Annotated in this window: 8 protein-coding genes; 5 read left to right on the top strand and 3 right to left on the bottom strand. The window is 75.1% G+C overall.

The window, feature by feature from the left end; translation table 11 throughout:
* The first annotated feature begins 125 nt into the window (after nt 1-125).
* Nucleotides 126-2501 (top strand): lamin tail domain-containing protein, encoded by a 2376-nt coding sequence (locus ACWD3O_RS30200; protein ID WP_451418110.1) that lies wholly within the window; start codon nt 126-128, stop codon nt 2499-2501.
* Nucleotides 2502-2646: 145 nt separating this feature from the next.
* Complete coding sequence (locus tag ACWD3O_RS30195; protein ID WP_451418097.1) at nt 2647-4464, top strand: serine hydrolase; 1818 nt, start codon at nt 2647-2649, stop codon at nt 4462-4464.
* A 51-nt stretch (nt 4465-4515) separates the two neighbouring features.
* Here the strand turns inward: ACWD3O_RS30195 and ACWD3O_RS30190 are convergent, their stop codons facing one another.
* Entirely contained in the window at nt 4516-5502 is a 987-nt protein-coding gene (locus ACWD3O_RS30190) for a BtrH N-terminal domain-containing protein (RefSeq protein WP_451418096.1), read from the bottom strand.
* 165 nt (nt 5503-5667) lie between these two features.
* Between ACWD3O_RS30190 and ACWD3O_RS30185 the strand changes: the two genes are divergently transcribed.
* Nucleotides 5668-5883, top strand: coding sequence for a hypothetical protein (locus ACWD3O_RS30185; protein WP_451418095.1), 216 nt, complete (start codon nt 5668-5670; stop codon nt 5881-5883).
* Nucleotides 5884-5991: 108 nt separating this feature from the next.
* Nucleotides 5992-6624, top strand: a complete 633-nt coding sequence (locus ACWD3O_RS30180; RefSeq protein WP_451410099.1) for a maltokinase N-terminal cap-like domain-containing protein — start codon at nt 5992-5994, stop codon at nt 6622-6624.
* 71 nt (nt 6625-6695) lie between these two features.
* Here ACWD3O_RS30180 and ACWD3O_RS30175 read toward each other — a convergent pair whose 3' ends face one another.
* Both ACWD3O_RS30175 and ACWD3O_RS30170 read right to left on the bottom strand, forming a co-directional pair.
* Nucleotides 6696-7937, bottom strand: a complete 1242-nt coding sequence (locus tag ACWD3O_RS30175; protein ID WP_451418094.1) for an ABC transporter substrate-binding protein — start codon at nt 7935-7937, stop codon at nt 6696-6698.
* A 127-nt stretch (nt 7938-8064) separates the two neighbouring features.
* On the bottom strand, nt 8065-9156 hold the full coding sequence (locus tag ACWD3O_RS30170; protein WP_451418093.1) for a winged helix DNA-binding domain-containing protein: 1092 nt from the start codon (nt 9154-9156) through the stop codon (nt 8065-8067).
* 239 nt (nt 9157-9395) lie between these two features.
* Between ACWD3O_RS30170 and ACWD3O_RS30165 the strand changes: the two genes are divergently transcribed.
* A complete protein-coding gene (locus ACWD3O_RS30165; RefSeq protein WP_451418092.1) occupies nt 9396-12623 on the top strand; it encodes a carboxyl transferase domain-containing protein in 3228 nt (1075 codons plus the stop codon).
* The last annotated feature ends 44 nt before the right edge of the window (nt 12624-12667 follow it).

Raw genomic sequence — 12667 nt, 5'->3', positions numbered from 1 at the left:
GACTTACCCGTTGTGTCATTTCCGCCCGTTCGCGGCTCTTCGCGGCGGGTTCCTTCCGAGGAGTTCGAATCGTGCCCAAGTCCGGTGACAAGAGAGCGCGTTGGCGCCATGCCGCGCAGGCCTTCATGGCGACGGGGGCGGCCGGCGCCTTCGTGCTGACGCCGCTTCCGCAGGCCTTCGCGACGCCCTCCGGCGGCGCGGTGATCGCCGAGGTGTACGGCGGTGGCGGCAACTCCGGCGCCACGCTCACCCGGGACTTCGTCGAGCTGGGCAACGCCGGCTCGACGGCGGTCGACCTGTCCGGCTACAGCGTCCAGTACCTGCCGGGCTCCCCCTCGGCCACCTCGCGCTGGAGCGTCACGCGGATCGCCGGTTCCATAGCCCCGGGCGGCCGTTACCTGATCGGCCAGGCGCAGGGCGCCGGCGGCACGACGGCCCTGCCCACCCCGGACGCCTCCGGTTCGATCGCCATGAGCGGCACGAACGGCACCGTCGCCCTGGTGGCCGGCACGGAGGAGCTGGACTGCAGGACGGCCGCGGACTGCGCGACCGACGAACGGATCGTGGACCTGGTCGGCTTCGGCACCGCCGCGGTCCGCGAGGGAAGCCCGGTCACCGGCGCCTCCAACACCGCCTCGGTGGCGCGCGCCGCCTCCCTGGCGGACACCGACGACAACTCCGCGGACTTGACGGCCGGTTCGCCCACCCCGGTCAACGCGGCGGGCCAGACCCCGGGCACCGGTGGCGGCGGCGAGGAGCCGGGCGGTCCGGGCGAGCCCGGCGCCGTCCGGGTCCACGACATCCAGGGCACCACCCGCCGTTCGCCGATGACCGGCGCCACGGTCACCAACGTGCCCGGCATCGTGATCGGCGTGCGCGAAAGCGGCTCCAAGGGCTTCTGGATCCAGGACACCCAGGCCGACGCCGACGCCCGCACCAGCGAGGCGGTCTTCGTCTACACCGGCTCCGCCGCCCCGGCCGTGCGGACCGGCGACAGCGTGCTGGTCAGCGGCAAGGTCGCCGAGTACGCGCCGAGCAGCACCACCCAGTCGATCACCCAGATCTCCGGTCCGAAGACCTCGGTGGTCTCCTCCGGCAACGCGCTTCCGGCGCCGATCGTGCTCGGCCCGGCCAACCTGCCCGACGAATACACCCCGGAGGCCGGCGGCGGCTCCATCGAGAACCTGCCGCTCGAACCGGCCGTGTACGCCCTGGACTTCTTCGAGGCCTCCGAGGGCATGCGGGTCCAGGTGAACGACGCCCGGGTGGTCGGCGCGACCACCGAGTACGCCGAGGTGTGGGTCACCGCCAAGCCCGAGGAGAACCCCTCGGTGCGCGGCGGCACGGTCTACCTGGGCTACGACGGCCAGAACTCCGGCCGCGTCAAGGTCGAGTCGCTCGGCCCCGAGGTGCCCGAGGCCAACGTCGGCGACGAGCTGGAGGGTGCCACCACCGGCCCGCTGGACTACGACTCCTACGGCGGCTACACCCTGATGGCCACCACCCTGGGCACGCACGTCTCCGGCGGCCTGGAGCGCGAGGTGACCCGCCCGCAGCTCGGCAAGGAGCTGGCGATCGCCACGTACAACGTGGAGAACCTCGACGCCCTGGACCCACAGGAGAAGTTCGACCGCCTGGCCGAGGGCATCGCGGTCAACCTGGCCGCCCCGGACGTCGTCGCGCTGGAGGAGATCCAGGACGACAACGGCGCCACGGACGACGGCACCGTCACCTCCGAGCAGACCCTGACCCGCTTCACCGACGCGATCGTCGCGGCCGGCGGCCCGCGCTACACCTGGCGCTACATCGCCCCGGAGGACAAGGCGGACGGCGGCGAGCCCGGCGGCAACATCCGTCAGGTCTTCCTCCACAACGAGGAGCGCATCGCCTTCACCGACCGTCCCGGCGGCGACGCGACCACCGCCACCGAGGTCGTCGACACCCGCAAGGGCGCCGCGCTGAGCGTCTCCCCGGGCCGCATCGACCCGGCGAGCGCCGCCTGGGAGAACAGCCGCAAGCCGCTGGTCGGCGAGTTCAAGTTCCACGGCGAGCGGGTCTTCGTGATCGCCAACCACTTCGCCTCCAAGGGCGGCGACGCCCCGCTGCACGGCCGCTACCAGGAGCCCTCCCGCTCCTCTGAGACGCAGCGCCACCAGCAGGCGGAGGAGGTCCGGGCGTTCGTCGCGGAGCTGCTGGAGGCCGACCCGAAGGCGAAGGTGGTCGTCCTCGGCGACATCAACGACTTCCAGTTCTCGAGGACCACCGAGATCATGACCGGCGACGGCTCCCTGCTGACGCCGCTGGTGAACACGCTGCCCGAGGAGGAGCGTTACACCTACGTCTTCGACGGCAACTCCCAGACGCTGGACCAGACCCTGGTCAGCCCGTCGGTGGTCGCCTACGACTACGACATCGTGCACCTGAACGCGGAGTTCGCGGACCAGGCGAGCGACCACGACCCGCAGATCGTGCGCATCGACGTCAAGAAGGGCCGCAAGTAACCACCGGCTCGGCCCCTGCCCGCCGCGGCCCGTCCGGACTCCTCCGGACGGGCCGCGGCCGTTCTCCCACCGGCCCCACCGGCACCGCGGCACGCCCTATTGACAGCTCACGGCCACGGAAGGAAGGTTTCAGCGCCCGAGGGTCGTGGTGAAAGATTCTTTCGGAGGTCCTGTGCAGCGCAGATGGATCAGCAGACGCCGGTTCGGAGCAGGGGCCCTGGCCCTGGGAGGTGCGGTGGTGGTGGCGCCCCTGGGCGGTGGCACGGCCTCGGCGGCCGGCGGCGCGGAGGACGACGCGGCGGCGGGCACGGCCTCCCGCCGGCCGACGCTGCGGCGGGGTTCCGCCGCCCGGGCCGGGCTCCTCCCAGGCCGCCTCGCGGAGATCACCGCGGTGGCCGAGCGGTACCTCGGCCCCTCCCCCACCCGCCCCTACTGGGCGGGCGCCGTGGTCCTCGCCGGGCGCGGCGGCACGGTCGCGCTGGAGACCGCGGTCGGCAAGGCGGTCCGGTACGCCGACTACGACGCGGCCACGGGCGAGGCCGTGGAGTTCCCGCCCGAGGAGCAGATCGACGCCACTCCGGACACCGTCTACGACCTGGCCTCCCTCTCCAAGCTCTTCACGTCGCTGCTGGTCGTGCAGCAGATCGAGCGGGGCCGGATCGAGCTGGAGGCGCCCGCCGCGCGCTACGTCCCGGAGTTCGCGGGCGGCGGCAAGCAGGACGTCACCATCCGTCACCTGCTCACCCACACCTCGGGCATGCCGGCCTGGATCGCCCTCTACCGGCAGCCGGACCGCGAGTCGATGCTGAAGGCGCTGTGGGCGGTGGCGCCCACCGACCCGCCGGGGACCGTCTACCGGTACTCCGACCTCAGTCTGATCACCCTCCAGCTGGTCCTGGAGCGGGTCACCGGCAGGCCGCTGGACGTGCTGCTCGCGGAGGAGGTCACCGGCCCGCTGGGACTGACCCGCACCCGTTACAACCCGCCCGCCGACTGGCGGCCCCGGATCGCCGCGACCGAGGTCTCCCGGCCGCCGTGGGCGGGTCTGGACCGGGGCCTGGTGTGGGGCGAGGTGCACGACGAGAACGCCTTCGCGATGGGCGGCGTGGCCGGTCACGCCGGTGTGTTCTCCTGCGCCTGGGACCTGGCGGTGCTGGCCCGGACCCTCCTGAACGGCGGCGTGTACGGCCGGGTCCGGGTGCTGTCGGAGGAGTCGGTGGAGCTGCTGTTCAGCGACTTCAACACCGCGTTCCCCGGCAACAGCCACGGGCTGGGCTTCGAGCTGGACCAGCGCTGGTACATGGGCGCCATGGCCACGCCGCGCACCGCCGGGCACACCGGGTTCACCGGCACCTGCATCGTGCTCGACCCCACGACGGACGCGTTCCTGATCCTGCTCGGCAACTCGGTCCACCCGGTGCGCACCTGGCGTTCCGGGTCGGCGCCCCGTCAGGCGGCGGGCGAGCGGATGGCGCGCGCGGTCCCGGTGCGGCCGGCGCACGGCGACGCGGCGTGGTTCGGCGGCATGACCACGGCCTCGACCGCCTCGCTGACGCTGCCCGCCCTCGACACCTCGGCGGGCGCGCGGCTCACCGGCGACCTGTGGTGGGACACCGAGGCCACCTGGGACGTGCTGCGGGCCGAGGTCTCCACGGACGACGGCGCCACCTGGAACCCGCTGCCGTTCACCACCCGCGCCCCGCGCGGCGAGGACGTGGAACGCGCCGGCGGCCGGGTGTCCGGGTTCAACGGCCGCGTCTGGCACCGTTTCGCCGCCGAGCTGCCGTCCGCCCGTTCCACGGTCGTGCGCTGGCGGTACACCACCGACGCGCGCTACGTGGGCCGCGGGGTCTACGTGGGCGCGCAGAAGGTCACCGCCGGGGACTCCCTGCTGTACTCCGACTCCCGTCCGGCCGACCTGGCCCGGGCGGACGCCGACGGGTGGACGCGGGAACGGGACTGATCGCGCGGCGGGGAAGACCGCCGACGCCCGCGGGCCGCCTGCCCGACGCCGTCAGGGCAGGCGGCTCAGGTCCTCCATCGCCGCCCGCTCCAGGCCGGAGAGCTCGAGGAGCAGGTCCCCCGCCTCGGCCAGGAACCGTTCGTCGCGTGTCCGCCCGGCCTCGCCGATCAGGTCGGCGGCACGCGTCCAGAGGGCGGCCGCCTCGGTGTACCGGGCGAGGCCCGCGTCGAGCCGGGGGCTGTCGAGCGTCCGGGCGCAGTCGGCGAGGAAGTCCCGGTAGAGGTTGCGGAAGAGGGCGCCGCCGGTGCCGGCCCGCTCCATCAGCAGGGCGGCCTGGGGCAGGTCCCGCTCCGGGTGGTCGGTGCGCCGCAGCCAGGTCCGCACCAGCTTGCCGGCCTTGGCGATCCCGCGGTGGCCGAGGTTGGCGATGGGCGGGTGGAGGAAGGCATCGGCGCAGGCCGTGACGGCGGGCACGATCCGGCTCTCCGGCGAGGGGGCGCCCTCGGGGACCGTGAGGGTGAACGACCGGTGCCGGGCGGTCATCGGACCGCGCTCCGCCCGCGCGGCGGCGAGGCTGTCCAGCGAGGTGGAGACGGCGCCGCCCTGCTGGTCGGTGTCGACCAGCAGGGCGTGGTGGTCGTCGTAGCCGTACAGGGCGACGACGTGCCCGCCGAAGTGCGCGCGGGTGGTGAAGTATTCGAGGTGGTGGCTGTCCAGCTGGAGGCCCACCGGGTGGCCGGCGTCGACGGCGGTCACCACGTTCTGCCACGCCTTGCGGGGGGAGGTCGTCTCCTTGACGTCGAGTTCCAGCCCGAGGTTGGCGGCGAGGTTGCGGGTGAGCTCGAAGGGCTTGACGCGTCCGCCGAGGAAGGGGAAACCCATGTTCCTGCTGTCCCAGTAGACGAAGGACAGCCCGGAGCCGAGTCCGAACAGCATGGGCTCGGACAGCTCGGTCCCCCGGTGGCGCAGCAGCACGCCGAGGGTCGAGGTCTCGCAGTGCCGGGTGCCGCGGGGGTCGATGCCTGGAACGGTGGTCACCCTGCCATGTTCCCTCTTCCCGGGGCCGTCCGTCCGGTGATCGGTCCGGTGGCGTGGGCCGTCGGCGCGCCGCCGCCGCCCGTGGCGCCGGGTGGGGGCACGATCGCCTCGCGGGCCGCCGCCGCGGACCGGCGCGGCCCGGAGCCGAGTGACCGAGGAGGACGAATGACGACCGACACCGTCGGACGGTTCCTGAACGCCCTGAGTCCGGAGCACCGCCGGGACGTGGAGCGGCGCCCCCGCGAGGAGCAGGAGCGGCTCGCCGCTGCCTGGGAGGCGGAGCTCGCCGAGGACCACGACCTGGACACCTTGAGCGAGCTCTCCGTCCCGGCGGCGGAGAGCGAGGCCGCGGCACGGGTCATGGGGAAGCAGGAGGGCTGACGGAGGACCGGTGCCGGGCCGCCGGGCCGGGCCTGCGGGGCGGCCGCACCGCGAAACGTCCACAGCTCCTGCAGCGCGGCACCACGGAGTGCCTGGAATGATGACGCCATGTCAGTCATTCACAGAACGACGATGGCTCCCACCAAGCTGGAGCTGGTGACCGCGTGGCTGCCCGGCCGCCCCTGGTACCGGGGTTCGGGCGCCCCTCGGCTGGAGCGGGCGGGCGGCTTCCGCCTGGACGACCCGGCGGGCGAGGTGGGAATCGAGTTCGCGGTGTTCGAGGACGCCGACGGCACCGTCTACCACCAGCCGATGACCTATCGCGCGGCCCCGTTGGAGGGTGCCGAGCAGGCCCTGATCGGCACCTCCGAGCACGGTGTGCTGGGCACCCGCTGGGTGTACGACGCGACCCGTGACCCGGTGGCCGTGGAGCAGATCGTCGCGCTGCTGGCCGGGCGCGCGGTGCCGCAGGCGCAGAGCCTGAGCGACACGCCGGACCCCTCGGTGGTGGCCTCGTACGGCGGGCCGCTGCCGGGCGGGGCGCAGGGGCGGGCGTCGGCGCTGGACGGCGACGGCTGGACGGACGTCCGGCTGGACGGCGTGACCCTGCGGGTGCTCCGGCTCCTCGACGGGACCGCGGCGGACGTGGACGCGGACGGGGCGGCCGCGGGGGTCGTCGCCGGGTGGACCGGCGACGGTGAGCCGCGGCGCGGGGTGTTCGTGCGCGTCGTCCCGGCCTGACCCCGTACCCCCGCCCCGGACCGCCGGCGTCGCCGCCGGGCCGCCCTGGGCCGCCCCGGGCCGCCGGCGTCCTACCGGACGAGGGCTCCGGCGGCGGCCGGGAGCAGGTCCGCCGTGGGCCTCAGCCCCTCGATCCGGCCGGGGGTCACGATCGCCAGCTCGAGGCCGTGCCGCTCCCCGGGCTGCCACTGCCCGCCGGCGAGCGCGACCTCGGCGACGTTGGGAACCGGCCCCGACGTCCAGTCGAGCCGTCCGGCCATGGTCTCCACATCCGTGCGCCGCAGGGCGGCGGCGACCGCCTCCGGGTCCTCGGGGTCGTCCGCCGTGCGCAGCGCGTGGGCGGCGACCTCGAACAGGGCGTGGGCGAGACCGAGCGGCTGGGGGCACTGGCGCCCGGTGCGCTGCTCGTACGCCTCGGCGAGCTCGGCCGCGGTGGTGCCGTCCAGGGAGGAGCGGTAGGGGTGGGCGGGCGACCAGTAGACCAGGGTGCCCACCCCGGTCTGGGCCGGCGGGCCGTAGGTGCCCGAGGTGGTGGGCGGGTAGGCGAGCCAGCGGGAGCAGGTGATCAGCCGGGGCGTCCATCCGGCGTGGGCCGCCAGCTCGCGGAAGCGGCCGAGGTCCCGGGCGGTGGCGGCGCTGGTGACGATGTCGGCGCCCGCCTCCCGGAAGGCCGTCAGGTGGCCGTCGAACGCGGCGGCGGGCTCGGCGTACGCCGGGGGGTCGACCAGCCGGTGGCCCCGTGCGCGGGCGGCGGGGGCGAAGCCGTGGCGCTCGTGACGCGACCAGGCGCCCTGCGGGCCGTCGTTCCAGAGGCAGCCGACGGTGCGTCCGGGGCCGCCGGCCAGCTCCCAGAGGTCGGCGAAGGTTGCGGCGATGTCGTCCAGACCCCAGCAGAAGTGGAAGGTCCTCGCGAACGGCCGGGCGTCGTCCGCGCCGCGGCCGTAGTAGTAGACCTGCCACGGGAAGGTGCTGGAGACGCACGGCGTCCCGGCCGCCTCGCAGGCGTCGGCGACGGCCGGCAGCACCTCGGTGCCCGCCAGGGTGAGCACCAGGACGGCGCCCTCGTCCCGGATCAGCTCGGCGACGGCCTGCCGGGCGCCCTCGGCGGTGGACCGGCTGTCCCGGCCCGCCAGGCGGATCCGGCGGCCGCCCGGCCCGGCCGCCGAGAGCACGGGGCCCAGGCGTTCCAGCGCGAAGTCGAGCGGATCCCCGAGGGTCGCCAGCCGTCCTGTCCGGGCGACGACCACGCCCACCGTGAGGTCGCCGCGTCCCGCCGTGCCCGGCGCGCCGCCGCGCGGGTTTCCGTCTGCCATGGCCAGCCCTCTCGTCGGCCGCTGTTCTTCCGCCCCGGGTAACGCCCACCGGGCTCGCAGGACACGCGGCGACCGCCGGTAATACCCGGCGCGGCTCACGGGCTCACCGCGGCACGCCGGGCGGCCGTCACCCGACGGGGGTGAACCGGATGTCGTGGCGGTCCGCCTCCGGCGCGGCGAACCGGAGCAGGGCGGCGCCCTCCTCGGCGGTCTCCTCGCGCTCGCGGCGGGTGAGCGGGGAGAACAGCCGCACGGTGAGGACCGCTCTGCCGTCCGGTTCCCGGGCCAGGGACCACAGGCCGCGGACGAAGCCGTCGACCAGCAGCGCCGGTTCGACCACCAGGTGCCGGCGCCGCTCGGCGGTCATCAGCCGGGAGCGGTCGGCGTGGGCCAGGACCACGTCGTCCAGCAGGGCGAGGAAGCGCACCGGGACGGGCAGGTCCTCGTCGGGCAGCGGCGCGTCGGGGAGATCGAGCAGTTCCTCGCCGTCCTCCCCGCGGAACTCCCGTAGCTCGGGCCGCAGTTCCTCGACCACCTCGCGCAGCCGGGTGACCCCGCTCCAGGCCTGCACGTCCTTCACGGTGGCCGGCCCGAAGGCGGCCAGGTGGCGCCGGACCAGCCGGGCCGGGTCGGGCGCGTCCGCGGGGGCGCGGCCGAGCCAGTCCTCCGCCAGGGCGAACGGGGTGGGTCCGCGCCGTCCCCACAGTCCGTCCGGCGGGGGGTGCAGCACCGGCAGCAGGGCCTGGACCGAGCGTGCCAGGGCCACCGGGTCGTGTCCGGGCCAGCGGGCGGCCAGCGCGCGGCCCAGTTCGGGGCGGGGGACGATCCGTCCGGACAGTTCGCTGCGGGCGCCCTCGGCGAGGTCCTCCGGGGCGACGCCGGCGGTGAGCCGCCCGAAGGCCCCCTTGCGCCATACCCGCAGCATCGGTTCCAGGGTGGGCCGCAGCCACAGGTAGTCCTCGGCGGTCGCCAGGTGCTGGGTGCCCCGGTGGAGGGTGGCGCGCACCACGGTGCGGACCTCCAGCAGGGTGGCGAGGTCTTCCTTGCGGAAGCCGTCGATCCTGTTCCAGAGCCCGATGTACGGGGGTTCGGGGTCCTGCGCCTGGACCCCGGCCACCTGCTCGATCACCGCCTCGGCGGAGAGTTCGGCCCGTGCGACGAGCAACTGGCGGGCGAGGGTGGCGCGGTTGAGGCGTCGGCGGGTGAGGCGTTCCGTCATGCGGCCAGCCTGCCGTCCGCGGCGGACGGTTCCTGTCCGCTTGCCGGTGTGATGAATGACGTCGTTCGGCGGGGCACGCTGTACGGCCGCACATTGACCCCTCGCCCGACGCCCGGGGAGCATGGCGGAGGCGGTCGACGAGCATGGCGGAGCCGGTCGGCTCCGTCGTCCGTCGTCGTCCGTCGTTGTCCGTCGTTGTTCTTCGCGCGGGTGACCGCGCCGTCCCTGGGAGCGCGTTGATGGGTTCTGCCGCCGTACTGGTCGCCAACCGCGGGGAGATCGCGGTGCGGGTGCTGCGCGCGGCCTCGGAGCTCGGGTGGCGGACCGTCGCGGCGTACGCCGAGGGCGACGAGGCGCACCTCGGGGCGGCCGACGAGGCGGTGCCGGTGCCGGGGGGCTACCTGGACGCGGCGGGGCTGGTGGCGGCGGCACTGCGCACGGGCTGCGGTTTCGTCCATCCCTGTTACGGATTCCTCAGCGAGGACGCGGAGTTCGCCCGCCGGTGCGCCGCGGCGGGCCTGGTGTTCGTGGGGCCCTCGCCCGAGGTGCTGGAGGTGTTCGGCGACAAGGCCCGTGCCCGGCGGCTGGCCTCGGAGGCAGGGGTGCCGGTCCTGCCGGGCACGGAGGGCGGTTCGGGCCCGGAGGGGCTCGAGGCGGCGCGGGCCCTGCTGGCGGGCGGCCCGGTGATGGTCAAGGCGGTCGGCGGGGGCGGCGGGCGCGGCATGCGGGTGGTGCGTCACGCCGGGGAGCTGGACGAGGCCTGGCGGCGGTGCCGTTCCGAGGCCCGTCAGGGCTTCGGGCGGGAGGAGCTGTACGCGGAGCGGCTGCTGGAGGGGGCCCGCCACGTCGAGGTGCAGGTGGTCGGGGACGCGGCCGGCGAGGTCGTCCACCTGTGGGACCGGGACTGCACCGCCCAGCGGCGTCGCCAGAAGCTGGTCGAGACGGCTCCCGCACCCGGACTCCCGTCCGCCCTGCGGGAGTCGATGCGGGACGCCGCGCTGGGCATGGCCCGCGCCACCGGGAGCTCGGGGCTGGTCACCTTCGAGTTCCTGGTGCGGGACGGGGAGTTCCGGTTCATCGAGGCCAACCCTCGTCTGCAGGTGGAGCACACGGTCACCGAGGAGGTGACCGGCGTGGACCTGGTGGCCGCGCAGTTGCGGCTGGCGGCCGGTGAGACCCTGGCGGATCTGGGCCTGTCCCGGCCGCCGGCCCCGCGCGGGTTCGCCGTGCAGGCGCGGGTGTACGCGGAGGTGACCGCGCCGGACGGCACGACGCGGCCGTCGGCGGGCCGGATCACCCGCTTCGACCTGCCGTCCGGCCCGGGTGTCCGGGTGGACACGGCCTCGCGGGCCGGTACGGAGATCGGCGTGCGGTACGACCCGCTGCTGGCCAAGGTGGTGGCGCACGTGCCGTCGGGGCCCGTGGAGGCGGCCTGCGCGCGGGCCCGGCGGGCGCTGGGCGAGTTCGCCGTGGAGGGGGTGCGCACCAACGTCCCGCTGCTGCGGGCCGTCCTGGCGCAACCGGAGTTCTGGACCCTGCCGGACGCCGTGGAGCGGTGCGCGCGGGCCGTGGCGCCGGTGGAGGCGGAGGAGGCGGAGGGGCCGGCGACGGGCCCGGGCGGTGCCGGTGTGGTGACGGCGCCGATGAGCGGCACGGTGGTGCAGGTCGACGTCGCGCCGGGCGAGGAGGTGCGGGCGGGGCGGCAGGTGCTGGTCCTGGAGGCGATGAAGATGGAGCACCTGGTCACCGCCCCCTGCTCGGGGCGGCTGCGCGCGCTGCGGGTGCGGCCGGGCGTGACGGTGACCGAGGGGGACGTCCTCGCTCTGCTGGACCCCTCGGGCGCGGAGACCGGCGAGGCGGAGACCGAGGAGCAGGGCGATCCGGACGAGGTGCGCGCCGACCTGGCGGAGGCGATCGCCCGGCACGCCTTCGGCCTGGACGGCAACCGCCCGGAGGCGGTGGCGAAGCGGCACGCGCAGGGGCGGCGGACGGCTCGGGAGAACATCGCCGACCTGTGCGACGAGGGCGGTTTCACCGAGTTCGGCGCGCTGGCCCTGGCGGCGCAGCGGCAGAGGCGTTCCCTGGACGACCTGATGCGCTCCACCCCGGCGGACGGCATGGTCACCGGCACGGGGCGGATCGACGGACGGCCCTGCGTGGTGATGTCGTACGACTACACGGTGCTGGCCGGGACGCAGGGGATGAACAACCACCGCAAGACCGACCGCATGCTGGAGCTGGCGGGCAGGCGGCGGCTGCCGGTCGTGCTGTTCGCCGAGGGGGGCGGCGGGCGGCCGGGGGACACCGACTCGACGGCGGTGGCGGGGCTGAACGTCACCACCTTCCACAGCATGGGGCGGCTCAGCGGCCGGGTGCCGCTGGTGGGCATCGCCTCGGGACGCTGCTTCGCCGGGAACGCGGCCCTGCTGGGCTGCTGCGACGTGGTGATCGCGACGCCCGAGGCCACCATCGGCATGGGCGGGCCGGCGATGATCGAGGGTGGCGGACTCGGGGTGTACCGGCCCGAGGAGGTCGGTCCGCTGTCGGTCCAGGTTCCCAACGGGGTGGTGGACGTCGCCGTCGCCGACGAGGCCGAGGCGGTCCGGGTGGCACGGCGGTACCTGTCCTACTTCCACGGCCCGGCCGACGAGTGGGAGGCCCCGGATCCACGGCTGCTGCGGCGGGTCGTCCCGGAGAACCGGCGCCGCGCCTACGACGTGCGCGCGGCGGTGCGGGGCCTGGCGGACACCGGCTCGGTGCTGGAACTGCGGCCGGAGTTCGGGGTGGGGATCCTGACCTGCCTGGTGCGGGTCGAGGGGCGGCCGCTGGGCCTGCTCGCCAGCAACCCGGCGCACCTGGGCGGCGCGATCGACCGGGACGCGGCCGACAAGGCGGCACGCTTCCTCCACCTGTGCGACGCCTTCGGGCTGCCGGTGGTCTCGCTTTGCGACACCCCCGGCTTCATGGTGGGTCCCGACGCCGAACGCACGGCCACGGTCCGGCACTTCTCCCGGCTCTTCGTCACCGGCGCCAACCTGCGGGTGCCGCTGGTGGGTCTCGTGCTGCGCAAGGCGTACGGGCTGGGCGCGATGGCCATGCTCGGCGGTTCGACCCGGGCTCCGGTGGCGACCGCGGCCTGGCCCAGCGGGGAGTTCGGCGGGATGGGGCTCGAGGGCGCGGTCCGGCTGGGCTTCCGCCGCGAGCTGGAGGCGATCGAGGACCCGGCCGAGCGGCAGCGGGCCTTCGAGGCGCGGGTGGCCGAGCTCCACGAGCGGGGCAAGGCGGTGAACGCGGCGGCCGCGCTGGAGATCGACGCGGTGATCGACCCGGCCTCCTCCCGCGCGTGGATCGTCTCCGCGCTGGACGGCGGCGCGGCGGGGCGGGACGCGACGGGGCGGGACGCGACGGGGTCGAACGCGGCCGGGTGGGACGCGCCCGGGGAGGGGCGGTTCGTCGACACCTGGTGACGGCGGGGCCCGCCCCGGTCAGGGCCTGACCCGGCGAGAACGTC

It is taken from the genome of Streptomyces sp. NPDC002640 (genome assembly GCF_053592575.1).
The sequence above is the reverse complement of the archived record's forward strand: the minus strand, read 5'-3'. Positions and strand labels throughout refer to the sequence as shown.

What these genes read in the sequence shown, in the direction of transcription:
- ACWD3O_RS30200 (WP_451418110.1), top strand. Translation starts at nt 126, where the DNA reads ATGGCGACGGGGGCGGCCGGCGCCTTCGTGCTGACGCCGCTTCCGCAG.
- ACWD3O_RS30185 (WP_451418095.1), top strand. Translation starts at nt 5,668, where the DNA reads ATGACGACCGACACCGTCGGACGGTTCCTGAACGCCCTGAGTCCGGAG.
- ACWD3O_RS30180 (WP_451410099.1), top strand. Translation starts at nt 5,992, where the DNA reads ATGTCAGTCATTCACAGAACGACGATGGCTCCCACCAAGCTGGAGCTG.
- ACWD3O_RS30175 (WP_451418094.1), bottom strand. Translation starts at nt 7,937, where the DNA reads ATGGCAGACGGAAACCCGCGCGGCGGCGCGCCGGGCACGGCGGGACGC.
- ACWD3O_RS30170 (WP_451418093.1), bottom strand. Translation starts at nt 9,156, where the DNA reads ATGACGGAACGCCTCACCCGCCGACGCCTCAACCGCGCCACCCTCGCC.
- ACWD3O_RS30165 (WP_451418092.1), top strand. Translation starts at nt 9,396, where the DNA reads ATGGGTTCTGCCGCCGTACTGGTCGCCAACCGCGGGGAGATCGCGGTG.